Source organism: Streptomyces sp. NPDC001728, from assembly GCF_040297565.1.
Lineage (GTDB): Bacteria > Actinomycetota > Actinomycetes > Streptomycetales > Streptomycetaceae > Streptomyces.
The window spans coordinates 231,331-245,612 of the sequence record NZ_JBEOZK010000004.1 but is presented as its reverse complement, the minus strand read 5'-3'; the positions used below and the strand labels follow the sequence as shown (position 1 = coordinate 245,612).

Sequence of the window (14,282 nt, the reverse complement as noted above, 5' to 3'; positions counted from 1 at the left end):
CGGCAGCGGCGCCGTACGTACCCTTGCTGAGCTCGGTCCTGGAGACGGAACCTCTCGGATGGATGGCCATCGGCCTCGCCTGCGCCTGCGCACCCACCGGTTTCGTGGCGGCGCGCTTCGTCCGAACCGCTTTTCCACCCGAGTGCCTGACAGTGCCCCCGGCCGCTTGCCCGCCGCAGATCTCCACCACCGGTGACCTCACCGCCGGGCTCCTGCTCGTGCAAGTGGCCGAGGCCATGGGTGTCGCAGGCACCCGTGCCGGTCAGCGCACTAGGCTGAGGGGATGCGGGTACTGGTCGTCGAGGACGACACCGGGATCGCGGACCTCCTGGTGCGTGGACTGCGGCGGGCCGGTTACACGGCTGAGAGCGTGTCCACCGGTCGGCAGGCGCTCGCGGCGGTGCCCGAGCCCGATGTGGTACTGCTGGATCTGGGGCTGCCCGATCTGGACGGCGTCGAAGTCTGCCGCCGGCTGCGGAGCCGCTCGGACGTGGCGATCATCGTCGTGACGGCACGGGGTGAGGAGGGCGACCGGGTCGCCGCGCTCGACGAAGGGGCCGACGACTACCTCGTCAAGCCGTTCGGCCTGGCGGAGTTGCTCGCCCGGATCCGGGCCGTGCTGCGCCGTGTGCACCCGGTCGGCCCGGCGGGCCCGGAAGTGCTGCGCCATGGGTCCTTGGAGATGGATCTACGCACCCACAAGGTCACCGTGGGGCAGCGGGAAGTGGCACTCACCCCCAAGGAGTTCGACATTCTGGAGGCGCTGGCCGTCGATCCCGGCCGGGTGGTGACCCGGCAGGAGATCCTGGAACGCGCCTGGGACGCGCACTGGTACGGACCGACGAAGGTTCTGGATGTGCACATCGCCGCACTGCGGCGCAAGCTCGATGCTCCGGGACTGGTCGAGACGGTGTACGGCAGGGGCTTCCGCCTCGGCCCGCCCGACGGGGACGCGGCAGGACCGGCACAGCGATGACCCGGCGAATCGCGCTGGCCGTCATGGCCCTGGTCATCGTGCTCCTGGCGCTGGCCGTCGTACCGCTCGGAGTGTCCCTGGCAGGCCGCGAACGCACCTCCTTCCGGGACAACGCCGAGGCGGCGGACCGGACGATCGCCGCCGCGGCGGAGGAGCACCTCTCCGACCAGAGTTCCCCCGCCTCCATGCGACAACTGCTGGAGCGGGCGCGGCAGACCGGGGACTGCGCCGCGGTCTTCGACTCCGCCGGGACCAGGAAGGCATCCACCCCGTGCCCGGAGCAGACCGGGAAGGAAGCAAAAAGGACCGTCGAAGGGTGGGCCGCGCTCGCGCGTCGGGTGATCGACCATCCGGAAACGGTCGCCCTGCAACGCGACGACCGGTTTGTCGTCGCGGTGCCAGTCGGCGACACCACGCACCCCGTCGGCGTCGCGGTGCTCTCCCGGTCGGCGGAGCCGATGAACGAGCGGATCTCCACGATGTGGGGGCGGCTGGCGTTGATCGGAGTGGCCGGTCTCGGCGCGGGCGCATTGCTGGCCGTGGCGCTCGCCCGCTGGGTCGGCCGTCCGCTGCGAGCCGTGGACGCCGCCGCCCGGCAACTGGGAGAAGGCGACCTGGAAGTGCGGGCGCCCGGCGGTCGGGGGCCCGACGAGGTACGCAGGCTATCGGCGACCTTCAACACCATGGCCGCCAGGCTGGAAGCGCTGATCCACGGTCACCGGGTTGTCGTCGCCGACGTGTCGCATCAGTTGCGCACGCCGCTCGCGGCGCTGCGGCTGCGTCTGGATGTCCTGGCAGCGGACGCCGACGACGAGACGGCGGCCGAACTCGCCTCCGCCCAGGAGGAGCTGGCTCGCCTTTCCCGGCTGGTGGACGGGCTGCTCGCGGTGGCCCGCGCGGAGAACGTGGTGCCGCGGCCGGTTCCGGTCCGGGTCGACGAGGTGGTCGCGGACCGGGTCGCCGCCTGGAGCCCGGTGGCACTGGAGCGGCACGTCTCGCTCGCGGATCACTGCCGATTCGGACTGACGGCGCGTCTGGGGGCGGGAGATCTCGAGCAGGTGCTCGACAATCTGCTGGCCAACGCGCTCGACGCGCTGGGCGAGGGCACGCAGGTGCGAGTCGAGGGGCTGGCCCGCCGCGACCGCGTCGTGCTGACGGTGGCCGACGACGGCCCGGGCATGAGCGAGTCTGCACGCGATGCGGCCTTCCGCCGGTTCGGCAATCCTGAGGCGTCGGGTACCGGCCTGGGGCTGGCCATCGTGCACCGGCTGATCACCGCCAATGGCGGCACGACGCGGCTGGAGCAGACCCCGGGCGGTGGCCTGACCGTCGTACTGGAACTGCCCGCCGGGGATCTTAACCAGTTCTGAGGACTTCCTGAACCGGTTCCTGATCGGCCACACGGCACTCTGGGAGAGGAAGCAGTGCCTTTGCAGTTGAGGAGTCCGCCATGTCTCAGCCAGACCCTCGCTCTGGCCCTTCCGTCACGGCCGCCGTGAACCGCCGTGGCCACGGACGGCGCCGAGTGAGCAAGGCCACCCGCTGGATGATGGCCGCTGCGGTCGCGGGTACGGCCACGCTCGGCACCGCCTACGCGCACCTGATTCCGGGTGTTCACTCGACGCCTTCCTCCACCACGTCCGGCAGCGGCACCAGCGCCACGCAGGGCGGTTTGCGCTCCCCCGGGCAGGCCCCCGGCGCGACCTCGCAGGCGCCTCAGACCCAGTCGGGTGCGTCATGACCGCCGTTACGGGGCACCTGCGACGGGAGCCCGCGTGCACCTCACTGCGCGCGCTGGGCACCACGGTCGTCCTGCTCACCTCCGACCCGGCCCGGGAAGCCGCGGCCCTTGACGTGCTGCGAGCCGAACTCGCCGCCATCGACGCCGCGTGCAGCCGGTTCCGCCCCGACTCGGAGCTCAGCCGTGCCAACGCCGCCGCGGGCACCGGTCGTCCGGCTCCGGTCGGGCCACTGCTGGCCGAGGCCGTGGACGTGGCACTGCGCGCCGCCGAACTGACCGGCGGCGCGGTCGATCCCACCGTGGCTCCGGCCGTCGTGGCGCTCGGCTACGACCGCACGTTCTCCGATGTCGCCAGAAGCGGGCCGCCGCCCGTGCTCAAGCCCGCCGCCGGATGGCGCACCATCGGCTGGGACCCGGCCCTGCGCCTGCTGTGGCTGCCCGCCGGTGCCGCGCTCGACCTGGGCGCCACGGCCAAGGCGCTGGCCGCCGACCGGGCCGCCCGACAGGCGGCCCAAGTGGCCGGCTGCGGAATCCTGGTCAACCTCGGCGGTGACCTGGCTGCGGCCGGCCGGTCCCCGGACGGCGGCTGGCGTATCGCCCTGACCGACAACCACGCAGCCCCGCCCTCGCCGACCGGACCGGTCGTCACGGTGCGGGCAGGCGGCCTCGCCACCTCGGGCACCACGGTCCGTGCCTGGCGGCGCGGGGGCCTGGACCGGCACCACATCGTCGACCCGGCCACCGGCGACTCCGCCGACGAGGTCTGGCGCACCGTCAGCGTGGCCGCCGCCACCTGCGTCGACGCCAACACGGCCAGCACAGCCGCGATCGTCCTGGGTGAGCGCGCCCCGCACTGGCTGCGCGCCACCGGGTTGCCCGGCCGACTGGTCCGCTCCGACGGAAGCGTCCTGCGCGTGAACGGATGGCCCGCCGACCCGACGGGAGGCCCCCGATGACCGGCTCCGCACACGCCCTGCTCGCGCTCTCGTCCGGACCGAGCCCGCTCTGGTATGCCACCCGGGCCTCCGGCACGGTCTCGCTCCTGCTGCTCACCGCCACGGTCGTGCTCGGTGTCGCGGCTGGCGGACGGTACGCGCCCCGGCGGATCGCCAGGTTCGAGGTGTCCACGCTCCACCGCAACCTTTCCCTTCTCACTCTGGCCTTTCTCGGCCTGCACATCGCCACCGCCGTGGCCGACAGCTACGCGAGCATCAGTCCACTGGCCGCCATCGTGCCGTTCGCGTCGGCGTACCGGCCCCTGTGGGTGGGGCTGGGCGCGGTGGCCCTGGACCTGCTGCTGGCCGTCGGGATCACCAGCGCCCTGCGCCACCGACTGGGTCGCCGCCGGTGGAAGGCGGTGCACTGGCTCGCCTACGGGGCGTGGCCGGTGGCCCTGTTCCACGCGGTCGGCACCGGCACGGATACCCGTCTCGGCCCGCAACTCCTGTTGTACGCGGGCTGCCTGGCAGCCGTACTCGCCGCAGCGGGGTGGCGGCTCGCCCACGCCGCCACGGACGCGGGACGACGGGTCCGGATCTGGGCGGTGCCGGCCATGGCGCTGATCCCGGTGATGCTCACCGCGTTCCTCGCCGTCGGGCCGCTGCGGCCGGGCTGGGCGCACCACGCCGGCGGCTCGGTGCCGGCCACCGCGCCGGACCGGCCGGGCACGTCGCCACCCGCGACCCACCAGCCGCCATCCGGCGGGGACGACGCGGAGGGAGGAGACGGCGAGTGAACCCGGAAACCGTCACCACGTCCGCCGCACCGGACATACGACCGCCGGACGGCCCGCACGGCACCCGCCTGCTGAGCGGCTGGTACGAGACCGGCGGCCCCGCCGGCCTCGCCGAACACCTGGAGCGGTACAGCCCCGCGCCACTGGCCGCCGCGCGCAGCACGCTGGTGAGCGCGGTCCAGCAGGCCGGGCTCATCGGCCGGGGCGGCGGAGGGTTCCCCACCGGGCGCAAGCTCGCCACGGTCGCCGGGAAGCGAGGGACGGCCGTCGTGATCGCCAACGGGATGGAGAGCGAACCCGCCAGCCACAAGGACCAGACGCTGCTCTTCCTCGCCCCGCACCTGGTCCTGGACGGAGCCGTGCTCGCCGCGGAGGCGGTCGGCGCCCCCACGGTGCACGTCTGCCTGGCCCGCACCCGCGAGGAGCAGTACCGCGGACTGGCCCGAGCGCTGGAGGAACGCCGGCGCGCCGGCACGGACCGCATCGCCCTGCGCCTCCACTCCCTGCCGCACCACTTCGTCTCCAGCGAGGAGACCTCGCTGGTGAACTGGCTGAACGGCGGCGAGGCCCGGCCCCTGGCCACCCCGCCCCGGCCCTTCGAGAAAGGAGTGGGCCGGCACCCGACCCTCGTCGACAACGTGGAGACGCTGGCCCACCTGGCGCTGATCGCCCGCTACGGTCCCGGCTGGTTCCGGGAGCGCGGCAGCGCGCAGGCGCCGGGCACCACCCTGGTGACGCTCTCCGGCGCGGTCCGCTCCCCGGGGGTGTACGAGGTGCCGATGGGCAGCTCCGTCGCCGGTGCCCTGGACGCGGCGGGCGGGCCCACCGAACGGCTCGGTGCGGTGCTCGCGGGCGGCTTCTTCGGCAACTGGCTGACCGCCCCGCTGGACGGTACGACGCTGGGCCGGGGCGCCGGGGTGCTGGCGGCGCTGCCCGAGGACGCCTGCGGACTCGCGGAGACGGCCGCCGCGCTGGCCTATCTGGCGGCCCAGAGCGCCCGGCAGTGCGGTCCCTGCCGATTCGGACTCCCTTCCGTGGCCGAGGACTTCGCCGAACTGGCCTGGGGATGGCCCGGGGCCTCGGTTCTGGACCGTCTGAACCAGCGGCTCGGCCTTCTCCCCGGCCGTGGCGCATGCCGCCACCCCGACGGAGCCGCCCGGCTCGCAGCCTCCGCGCTGCGGGTCTTCGGCGACGACGTGCTCCGCCATGTCCGCCGCGGGCCATGCGCCTTCGCGCACGCCCCCCTGACGCTGCGGGTGCCGTCCGCGCGGCCACCGGAAGACGAGGAATGGCGATGACCCACGACCACGCGCTCGCCATCGACTTCACCGCGTGCGACGGCCACGGGCTGTGCGCCGAGCTGCTGCCCGAACTCATCGGGCTGGACGAGTGGGGCTATCCGGTGTTCCGTACCACCGCCGTGCCGGCCACCCTGGTACGCGATGCCCGCCGTGCAGTCGCGGCTTGTCCGATGATGGCGCTGCGGCTGGTCAAGGTTGCCCGCCGGACGCCTGCGCCAGGCGGCAAGGTCCGTACGTGACCGGTCGTCCGGGCCCGCATCGAGCTCGGCGCGCCGATGGCGCAGGTCTGGACAACGAGGCTTGTCCGACCTGAAAGACCGGCGACGGCGAGCGAAGATCACTCCTGCCGGTCCCGTTCCACAGCTCGTTCGTCGTAGTACGTGCGCCAGATCAACCGGTACACCCGCGTCCAGCGCGGTACGGATCGCACTCCAGGGATGAAAGGCGCAAGCATCAATCCCAGACTGAGCACCCCAGATCAGGGCGTCGGCGTTGCCGGAGCACTTGAAGGGGTCGATCTGATACCAGAAGGTGTAGAACCTGCCCTCCGCCTGGAGTTCGCCATCCAGTGCGCCGCTGCGGGCCAGACCGAGAAGGCGTGCGACGGGGACAGGGACCGGGCCGTAATCGCCCTTCGCGGGGGCGCCGCCGCCGGGCTTTGGTCAGGGCGTCGGAGTAGGCCGAGGTCCATGCCTGGCGCTGGGCCGCCGGAGCGGCATCCCAGGTGGCGAGGCCCGCGCAGAACGGCGGGTGGTTCCGGGGCGTCGCGCAGTGGACGCAGCACGAAGTCGGTTGCCGTGTCCACCGGGATGCGGACCCCCGCGGCGCTCTGCAGCCCGACCGGCCCGAGTTTCTGCGCCGCGCCAGGCGCGTGGTTGTACGGCGGCCCGTACACGGCCGTTCCGCTGGTGCCACCGAGCTCGGTCACGGCCGTCGCGGTGAAGTCGGCGCCGTCGGCCCGCGCCCAGGAGGCCAGGGTCACCGGCTTGACGTCGGGCGAGGAGAAGACGGCGGCCAGGCCCGCGGTGAGCAGCGCGACCACGACCAGTGCGATCGTGAACTCCTTGACCAGGTCGTACGGCCTTGCGGGGAAGGCAGCCGGGGGCCTTGACCCAAGGCCCCTGGGCCTCGGACAGCACATGGAGTTAGGGTGCGGCCGCAGGGCGGCGGGACGCAGGACACGCCTGATGAGACGCTGTTCGCCGCGATCATCTACGTCCTGGTCAGTGGTTGCGCCTGGCGGGCCCTGCCACCCTGCTTCGGAGTCTCGAAGTCGACAGCCCATCGCCGGTTCCTGATCTGGTCCCGGGCCGGTGTGTGGGGCCGGCTGCACGAGGAGATCCTGCACCGCCTCGACGACGCCGGCCTGCTCGACCTGTCCCGCGCGGTGCTCGACTCCGCCCACGTGAGGGCGAAAAAAGGGGGTGAACTCACCGGTCCAAGCCCTGTGGACCGGGGCAAGGCGGGTTCAAAGATGCACGTTCTGTCGGACGCGAACGGGCTGCCCCTCCTCGTCGGCGTCTCGGCCGCCAACACCCACGACAGCCAAGCCCTGAAGCCCATGGTGCTCGGTCACCAAACGAGACACGACCCCCACCGTGGCCGCCACTTCAAGCCCCAGCGTCTGCATGCCGACAAGGCCTACGACATCCCTGAGCTGCGGAAATGGCTCCGCGGTAAACGCATCGGCGTCCGCATTGCACGTAAGGGCATCGAGTCCAGCGAACAGCTAGGGCGGCGCAGATGGGTGATCGAGCGGACCATGTCCTGGCTGACCGGCTACCGCCGGCTCAACCACCGTTACGAGCGTCACCCCCGCAACTACCTGGCCTTTCTCGGCCTGGCCGCAGCCATCTGCTGCTACAAGCGACTCCTCCGCCTCACCACATAGGACACGGTCTAAGAATCCCGAAAATGTCGGAGTCTACGTGGACAAGTCAAGATCACTCCGGGGGCTGCATGATGGTCTACTACGTGGAGTGATCTTGCGGGCGGCCGGTCCGTGCTAGGGCTTTTGACAGAGAGTATTGAGGTTGCGATGAGTGAACTGACGAAGCCCGAGGTCGGCCTCCCGGAGGGTGACGCTCCGGCCGAGCTGACCATCCGGGACCTCGTCGTCGGGGACGGGCTCGAGGCGAAGCCGGGCAGGGTTGTCCGAGTGCATTATGTCGGAGTCACCTTCGAGTCCGGAAAGGAGTTCGATGCCTCCTGGGATCACGGTCAGCCATTCAAGTTCGCCCTGGGGGGTGGCAGGGTCATCAAGGGGTGGGACCGGGGGGTCAGGGGGATGAAGGTCGGTGGTCGGCGCGAGATCATCGTTCCTCCGCGCCTCGGCTACGGCAACCAGTCGCCCTCGCCGTTGATCCCGGCGGGCTCGACGCTCGTCTTCGTGGTGGATCTGCTCTCGGTCTCAGTCTGAGCCCTGCTGCTGCCCGGCCGCCCCGTTCGGGGCCACGGCCGGGGTAGTGCTTGCTCCGCTGGCCACTTCACCCCTGAGAGGGCGGGTCTGAGCCATCAACCGTGGCCGAACTTTTCTCATGGACCGCTAATGTGCGCATTCACGTAGCCCCCAGGTTCTGGCTTGCGAGGGCTAGGTTGCTCCTGGCAGCCCCGGGGGTGCCAGGGGGCTGCGGAGAGCTCCTTCCGCGGACAGAGCCGGCCCTGTGAGGGCTGCCGGATTGTTTCCTCGTCGGGTGTCAGTCCGGCTGTGGCCGACCAGGCGAGTGCGCCAGCCACAGCGGGTTCGCTCGCGACGTGCTCCAGAGGTACCTCGTAGCTCTTCGCCATCTCGCGATTGAGCAGGCCGCCTTCCAAGCTGCTGCCGTCCGGCGTGAGGGCCTCGATGAAACCGACACCGCCTTTGCCGGTCGCTGACCCCATTTGCTGGACGAGGTGCGACGGGCTGTTCCGTTCGGCTTCGGCGAAGTCCGCGATCTGCCAGCCCTCCGCCGACGTCTCTGTGTCGTCGATGCCTGTGAATCCGGCTGCCCGTATGAGAGGTCCTGACAAAGACGTTGGACGCGGCGGTGGGTGATGAGGCAGGTCGCGAGACCGAGAAAGGCCTCGTGGATGTCGTCGCGTCGTTCCCAGCGGACGCGGAGACGCCGGAAGCCATGCAGCCAGGTGATCGTCCGCTCGATGACCCAGCGGTGGACGCCGAGGCCGGAACCATGCGGGACGCCACGTCGGGCGGTCACCGGTTTGATGCCCTGCGCCCAGACGAGACGGCGGTATTTGTCGTGGTCGTAGTCCCGGTCGGCCAGCAGCATGTCCGGACGTCGCCGCGGCCGGCCGACCAGGCCCGCGACGGACGGGATCTTCGCAAATGGAGGCATCAGCTGGGTGACGTCATTGCGGATTCCGCCGGTCAGAGACACGGCGAGCGGGATGCCCTGCCTGTCGACGAGGACGTGGTGCTTGCTGCCCGGACGTGCGCGGTCGACCGGGCTGGGACCACTCTTGGGCCCCGTCGGGCGGCCCGGACGTGGCTGGAGTCGATCACCGCCCGCGACCAGTCCAGCTGCTTCGCAGACCTCAACTTCGTCAGCAGGACGACATGGAGCCGGTCCCACACACGGGCCTCGTTCCACGCGGCAAGACGACGCCAGCACGTCATGCCGGACCCGAAGCCGAGCTCCTGGGGCAGGTACTCCCACTGGATCCCGGTGTGGAGGACGAACAAGACCCCGCACAGAGCCTGCCGGTCAGGAATCCGCAGCCGTCACAACGCCGGTTCCGGCGCCGGGACGGGCAGCAACGGCTCTACCAGCAGCCACAGTTCATCGGACACGATCCACGGCCGAGAGTTCCTCTCCGCCACGAACGGATCAACGAGCAACCAAGCCGAAAGTCACACCATCGGCGGCTTCCGTGAGGACCTCTGAGCCCGTGTAGTTCCCTGGTGGACCGGGTCGCCAATGATCCGCCCGAGTTTCCCATGGTCCGCAAGGTAGCCGGTGCCTTTGCCAAGCGAACTCGCGCCGTTGAGCCGTCGGCAGGATGCATCCCGGGACAGTAGGTCCCAGTTGTCGGGCCGGAATCATCCACCGGGATCTGAAGCTGTCGAACGTCCTGCTCACCGAGGACAGTGCCTGGGTTTCGGTTTCGGGATCGCATCGGGGTAATGCCACACCAGTAGAACCGCTGGTGCAGGGTCCCCCGTTTGCGGCTTGGCCGGTGCGGGAGCGGCAGCGTGGAGACGTGACGGCAGGCGACGGCGGGTAGTGAAGGCCGAGTGCCCCGTCCGCTCGGTTCTACGGACCCGCGCCGGGCCGCTCCCCAACGGCTGCCCGCCGAGCTGGGCAGGGGCGGGGGTTCCTCGCCGGCGCGCCGGACACGCGGCTCGCCGCAGTGACGCGAGCCCGCCTCGGGACACGGGCTGGGCTGCGGTGGTGCTTCCTCCGCATGTGGGAAGGCGCCCGCCGGTGATTCGCCGAAGAGCCTGGGCTTCCCCTCTCCCGCCCTCGGCGTTTCGGCCACACCCGGCTTCGGTCAGAGTCCTGTTCCCGTACGGATCGGTGCACACGGCACGAACTCATTTTCGCCTGCCTTCGGGGTTCGAACGCCGTCCGAATCGCATGTGCTCGACACCGAGCATTCCGTCGTTGAGCCGTCCGACACCCCCACTCGTCTGCCTGGAGGCCGCGATGTATCCCCGTCCTGTGGTTCGGACCGTTCTTCTTCCTGTGCCCCGGCTCCTGGCCGTGTCGGTGCGGGTTCGACGTGGTGCCGGTGGCTGTTGTGCGGCGCGCACGGATGCGAGGTGGGTGGCATGAGTGCCGCTTCGGACGAGGCAAGCGCGGAGGCTCCTTCGGCGTCCGAGCAGTTGTTGTTCGGCGGTGAACTCGCGTACGACCACGGCTGGAATGTGCACCGCGGTACGTGGGTGAAGCTCGGTATGTGGAGCATGGCCGTGAGCTTTCCCCGGCAGGTCGGGGTTGCCGTACGGCTGTCTCGGCAGGCTGACCGGCGAGCGCTGTACACGGTGGCCGGCAGTGAGATCGGCCGCGGTGTGGCGCAGGCGCTGTCTCTGGTGGCGGTCAACTCCTTGCTGACCGAGTTGTTGGCGTCGGGCCTCCTGTCCGACCGGCTGCGGGCGGCTCTGCCGGCCTTGGTGTTCGTGTCCGTGATGGCGGTCGTCTCCTCCCTGCTGAAGTCGGCTTCCACCGCATCGACCGGGGTTCTGGAGCCCAAGGTCCAGCGTGTCGCCACCGAGCGGTACCTGGGGCTTGTCGCGCGGGTGGAGATGGACGCGATCGAGGACGACTCGTTCCACAAGCTGATGGACTCGGCTCAGTGGGGCGCCGACGCGGCGCGGCGGATGGTGGGCTACTGCACGGCCGTGGTCGCCTCGGGGATCTCCCTGATCGCCGCCGCGAGCGTGCTGACGGTCCTGCACGTGGTGCTGCTGCCGCTGCTGGTCTCGATGGCGCTGCCCAGCGCGTGGGGTTCGCTGACGATGGCCCGGGCCCGGTACACGAGCTGGCACCGGTTCGTCCAGCATGCCAGGGCCGCGCAGCTGATCAGCCGCCTGCTGATCGATCAGCAGGCTGCGGGGGAGGTCCGCGTCCACGACGTGGGTCCGTTCCTGCTGGAGCACTTCCGGGGCATGGCGGAGACGAGCGAGCGGGAGCAGACGCGGCTCGCGTGGGTAGCGGCTCGTACGGGGTTGTTCGCGGACGGGGCCCGTGGTGTGGCCACCGTGGCCGCCTACGCGGTGCTGGGCCTGCTGCTGTGGAATGGGCAAATGGCGCTCGCGGTCGGCGGAACGGCGGTTCTCGCGATCCGGGCGGGGTCGGCGAGCATCACCGACCTGGTGCTACGGGTCACCGACATCCAGGAGGAGTCCCTGTTCGTCGCCGACCTGGAGCGGCTGTGCGTCGAGGCGGAGCGGCGGGCGATCCCGGAGGCGGGCGTGGACGTACCGGAGGACTTCGACGCGATCCGTTTCGAGAAGGTCTCCTTCACCTATCACGGTGCCGACGAACCGTCGCTGCGGGAGGTGGACCTGGTCATTCCCCGTGGTAGGACCGTGGCACTGGTCGGGAAGAACGGGTCGGGTAAGTCGACTATTTCGAAACTGTTGTGCGGGATGTATCTGCCTTCTGCGGGTCGGGTCATGTGGGGGGATGTCAGTGCCTCCGACGCGTGCCGGGCCCGGATCTTCTCCCGGGTCGCGATGGTTGCGCAGGACTTCCAGAGGTGGCCTTTCACCGCTCGGGTCAACATCGGCATCGGCCGCAGCAACGCGGCGATGGACGACTCGGCCATCGAGGCCGCGGCCGCGTACGCGGGAGCTGATGAGGTCGTCAAGGGACTTCCCCGCGGCCTGAACACGCTATTGGCCCGCGGTTACAAGGGCGGGCAGGGGCTCTCCGGTGGGCAGTGGCAGAAAGTCGGGCTGGCCCGGGCGAAGTTCAGGAACGGACAGGTCCTGGTCGTCGACGAGCCGACCAGCGCCCTGGATCCGATGGCCGAGCAGCGGGTCTTCGACCAGATCCACCAGCTCGCGGGAACCGGTCAGACCACTGTTCTCATCACTCACCGGCTGCACAGCGTCCGGCACGCGGATCTGATCTACGTCCTGGAGGAGGGACACGTCATCGAGCACGGGACGTTCGAGGAGCTCATGGACCCTGCATGCGGTACGAGTGCGTTCCGCGAGGCGTACCAGCTGCAGGCCCGTCAATTCCTTTCGCCTGTGGTTCCAGGACAGTCAGCGTCCCCCGGCGCGGGGAACGTAGCTGAGGGGACGACCGCGTGAAGGGTCGGGGCACCGGGGGCGCCGGGTTCTTCGGCTCGACGATCGGCTCGTGGTTCCTGGGCGGCGCCGCCGAGTTCCTCGGCCGGTGGCCGGGCATGGTCTTCGAGCAGGGCGTCGTCGGCTGGCCGGTCTTGTGCGAGCGGGGCGACGCCTTCCTCACCCGTCGCGAAGGAGCCGGCGCGTGAGCGGCACTGTGCGGCACACCGAGCCGCTGGATGTTCACCTGCTCGCGATCCGTGACGGGGACAACGGGGGCGAGGTACTGCTCTCCCGCCGAGCCGGTGCCGTCTATGCCCAGGGCCACTGGCATCTTCCGTCCGGTCACCTGGACGGTCCGCACGAAGACGTCGTCACCGCGCTCGTCCGGGAGACGAGGGAGGAGACCGGCCTCCTCGTCGACCCGGCCGACGTCCACGCCGCCGTGACCGTGCACCACCGCTCCCCCGGCGGCGGCGCGCGCGTCGGGTTCTTCTTCGAGGTCCGGCGGTGGAGCGGCGTACCGAGGGTCATGGAGCGTGAGGTGTGCGACGGGATGGGGTGGTTCGCGTTCGACGCGATGCCGGAGCCGATGGTCGCGTACTGCCGGGCGGGGATCGATGCCTACCGGGCCGGGGCCCGGGTCGCGGTTCACTTCCAGGAGCCCGGCGACCTCATCGGGTATGACCCCAAGATGGACCGAGTCCGTCTTGTCCCCGGGACCGGATAGGGACGGTTACGGCGTGGGGCGGTCCGTACGCCTGGCTGTGGCGCGCCGCTTGGAGAGGACCCGGTCCGTCTGGAGCTGGGAGATGCGGAGTACCTGAGGGCGTGGCGAAGCTTGCTGCGATGCTGCCGCCGACGGTCCTCGGGGGCACCCATGGGGATCTCTGGTTGCTCAACCCCAGGCTCGTTCTGGTCATTTTTGAGACCGTTTGACGGAGGTACTTCCCATGGGCCACAGAACGGACGCTCCGGTCGAAGCTGGATCAGCCGCGAGGCCGGGCACGCCGGACGATGCCGACGAGATCATTCGGCTCCGTTCGGAGTTGATCCTCTCGGAGCCTCTCGACGCGGAGCGCCTCGAACGCGATGGGGTGACGCTCTTGGAGCTGCACGCGAGCGTGGACGCCGCGCCGCTGTACGAGCAGTTCGGGTTCCGGAGCGATCCCGCGCTGATGCGGATGACGAGGCTTCCCTCCCCGCCCGAGGGGGAGGGGGTGTGAGCGCGGGCGGATTGCTGCCGCCGGCAGATCGCTGATCTTGAGACTGTGCGGATGGCTGCCGCCCGAGGTTGCCGGGCAGCCGCCGCTGAATACCGCGCCGTTGTTCGTCCAGGCCTGGACCGAGCCGTCCACGACCACCGACAGGTAGTCCGCGTTGAGGTCGACCTGATGGTCGGCAAGTCCGGCGCTCCAGGCGCCGGGCGCACCGACACCGCTCGCTCGTCCGATCGGCTCGGGCAGCCGTTTCGGGGCCTCCGGCGACAGCGGTGGCCGTCTTGCTGTAGCCGGCCGCTCGGGTGGAGCGCGGGCGGTCGTGTCGGCGTTGCCACGGCCGATTCGGCCGGCTGGTCGGGGCGGGGGCCGTGGCGTGGTTCGGCCCTTGTGTTGCCACACCTGCGCCTCCGGGCCGGAGACGTTCCGGTTCCGTGGACCAGTTCCCGCTCGGGTCATGAGGTTGGTCACGTCCTACGGGGCTCAAGGCCCCATGGATTCGGGCAATATCTTACTTTCTGCGCGAATCCATGACTCGGATTTCAGCGGGCCTTGAGATTCCTATGAGTTTCC

12 protein-coding genes and 2 pseudogenes are annotated in these 14,282 nt (G+C 70.4%); 13 read left to right on the top strand and 1 reads right to left on the bottom strand.

Going from position 1 to position 14,282, the window contains the following annotated elements:
• Positions 1-283: 283 nt before the first annotated feature.
• The 9 genes and pseudogenes from ABT154_RS08945 (at position 284) to ABT154_RS08905 (ending at position 8,172) form a co-directional block, all read left to right on the top strand.
• Positions 284-976, top strand: coding sequence for a response regulator transcription factor (locus ABT154_RS08945; RefSeq protein ID WP_351854754.1), 693 nt, complete (start codon positions 284-286; stop codon positions 974-976).
• The gene (locus ABT154_RS08940) at positions 973-2,346 is read left to right on the top strand and encodes a sensor histidine kinase (RefSeq protein ID WP_351854751.1); all 1,374 of its coding nucleotides are present in this window, start codon (positions 973-975) and stop codon (positions 2,344-2,346) included. The genes ABT154_RS08945 and ABT154_RS08940 overlap by 4 nt, the downstream gene beginning before the upstream one ends.
• A 155-nt stretch (positions 2,347-2,501) precedes the next feature.
• Entirely contained in the window at positions 2,502-2,717 is a 216-nt protein-coding gene (locus ABT154_RS08935) for a hypothetical protein (protein WP_351854748.1), read from the top strand.
• A complete protein-coding gene (locus ABT154_RS08930; protein WP_351854746.1) occupies positions 2,714-3,673 on the top strand; it encodes an FAD:protein FMN transferase in 960 nt (319 codons plus the stop codon). Before ABT154_RS08935 ends, ABT154_RS08930 begins: the two co-directional genes overlap by 4 nt.
• The gene (locus ABT154_RS08925) at positions 3,670-4,452 is read left to right on the top strand and encodes a ferric reductase-like transmembrane domain-containing protein (protein WP_351854744.1); all 783 of its coding nucleotides are present in this window, start codon (positions 3,670-3,672) and stop codon (positions 4,450-4,452) included. Before ABT154_RS08930 ends, ABT154_RS08925 begins: the two co-directional genes overlap by 4 nt.
• On the top strand, positions 4,449-5,750 hold the full coding sequence (locus ABT154_RS08920; RefSeq protein WP_351854741.1) for an NADH-ubiquinone oxidoreductase-F iron-sulfur binding region domain-containing protein: 1,302 nt from the start codon (positions 4,449-4,451) through the stop codon (positions 5,748-5,750). The genes ABT154_RS08925 and ABT154_RS08920 overlap by 4 nt, the downstream gene beginning before the upstream one ends.
• Positions 5,747-5,992, top strand: coding sequence for a ferredoxin (locus ABT154_RS08915; RefSeq protein ID WP_351854739.1), 246 nt, complete (start codon positions 5,747-5,749; stop codon positions 5,990-5,992). The genes ABT154_RS08920 and ABT154_RS08915 overlap by 4 nt, the downstream gene beginning before the upstream one ends.
• 908 nt (positions 5,993-6,900) lie before the next feature.
• Positions 6,901-7,644, top strand: a pseudogene (locus ABT154_RS08910) (IS5 family transposase); the annotation flags it as partial.
• A gap of 147 nt (positions 7,645-7,791) precedes the next feature.
• Positions 7,792-8,172, top strand: a complete 381-nt coding sequence (locus tag ABT154_RS08905; protein ID WP_351854737.1) for an FKBP-type peptidyl-prolyl cis-trans isomerase — start codon at positions 7,792-7,794, stop codon at positions 8,170-8,172.
• A 595-nt stretch (positions 8,173-8,767) separates the two neighbouring features.
• Here the strand turns inward: ABT154_RS08905 and ABT154_RS08900 are convergent.
• Positions 8,768-9,546 (bottom strand): annotated as a pseudogene (locus tag ABT154_RS08900) (IS5 family transposase); the annotation flags it as partial.
• 978 nt (positions 9,547-10,524) lie between these two features.
• Between ABT154_RS08900 and ABT154_RS08895 the strand changes: the two are divergent.
• From ABT154_RS08895 to ABT154_RS08880, 4 genes are all read left to right on the top strand, one after another.
• Positions 10,525-12,516 carry an ATP-binding cassette domain-containing protein gene (locus tag ABT154_RS08895; protein WP_351854734.1) on the top strand — a complete coding sequence of 664 codons (1,992 nt, stop codon included), beginning with the start codon at positions 10,525-10,527 and terminating at the stop codon, positions 12,514-12,516.
• On the top strand, positions 12,513-12,701 hold the full coding sequence (locus tag ABT154_RS08890) for a hypothetical protein (RefSeq protein ID WP_351854732.1): 189 nt from the start codon (positions 12,513-12,515) through the stop codon (positions 12,699-12,701). Before ABT154_RS08895 ends, ABT154_RS08890 begins: the two co-directional genes overlap by 4 nt.
• Positions 12,698-13,222 carry an NUDIX hydrolase gene (locus ABT154_RS08885; RefSeq protein ID WP_351854729.1) on the top strand — a complete coding sequence of 175 codons (525 nt, stop codon included), beginning with the start codon at positions 12,698-12,700 and terminating at the stop codon, positions 13,220-13,222. The genes ABT154_RS08890 and ABT154_RS08885 overlap by 4 nt, the downstream gene beginning before the upstream one ends.
• 223 nt (positions 13,223-13,445) lie before the next feature.
• Entirely contained in the window at positions 13,446-13,718 is a 273-nt protein-coding gene (locus ABT154_RS08880) for a GNAT family N-acetyltransferase (protein ID WP_351854726.1), read from the top strand.
• The last annotated feature ends 564 nt before the right edge of the window (positions 13,719-14,282 follow it).

Coding starts and splice junctions, on each gene's coding strand:
- ABT154_RS08945 (WP_351854754.1), top strand. CDS start 284: ATGCGGGTACTGGTCGTCGAGGACGACACCGGGATCGCGGACCTCCTG.
- ABT154_RS08940 (WP_351854751.1), top strand. CDS start 973: ATGACCCGGCGAATCGCGCTGGCCGTCATGGCCCTGGTCATCGTGCTC.
- ABT154_RS08930 (WP_351854746.1), top strand. CDS start 2,714: ATGACCGCCGTTACGGGGCACCTGCGACGGGAGCCCGCGTGCACCTCA.
- ABT154_RS08925 (WP_351854744.1), top strand. CDS start 3,670: ATGACCGGCTCCGCACACGCCCTGCTCGCGCTCTCGTCCGGACCGAGC.
- ABT154_RS08915 (WP_351854739.1), top strand. CDS start 5,747: ATGACCCACGACCACGCGCTCGCCATCGACTTCACCGCGTGCGACGGC.
- ABT154_RS08905 (WP_351854737.1), top strand. CDS start 7,792: ATGAGTGAACTGACGAAGCCCGAGGTCGGCCTCCCGGAGGGTGACGCT.
- ABT154_RS08895 (WP_351854734.1), top strand. CDS start 10,525: ATGAGTGCCGCTTCGGACGAGGCAAGCGCGGAGGCTCCTTCGGCGTCC.
- ABT154_RS08880 (WP_351854726.1), top strand. CDS start 13,446: ATGGGCCACAGAACGGACGCTCCGGTCGAAGCTGGATCAGCCGCGAGG.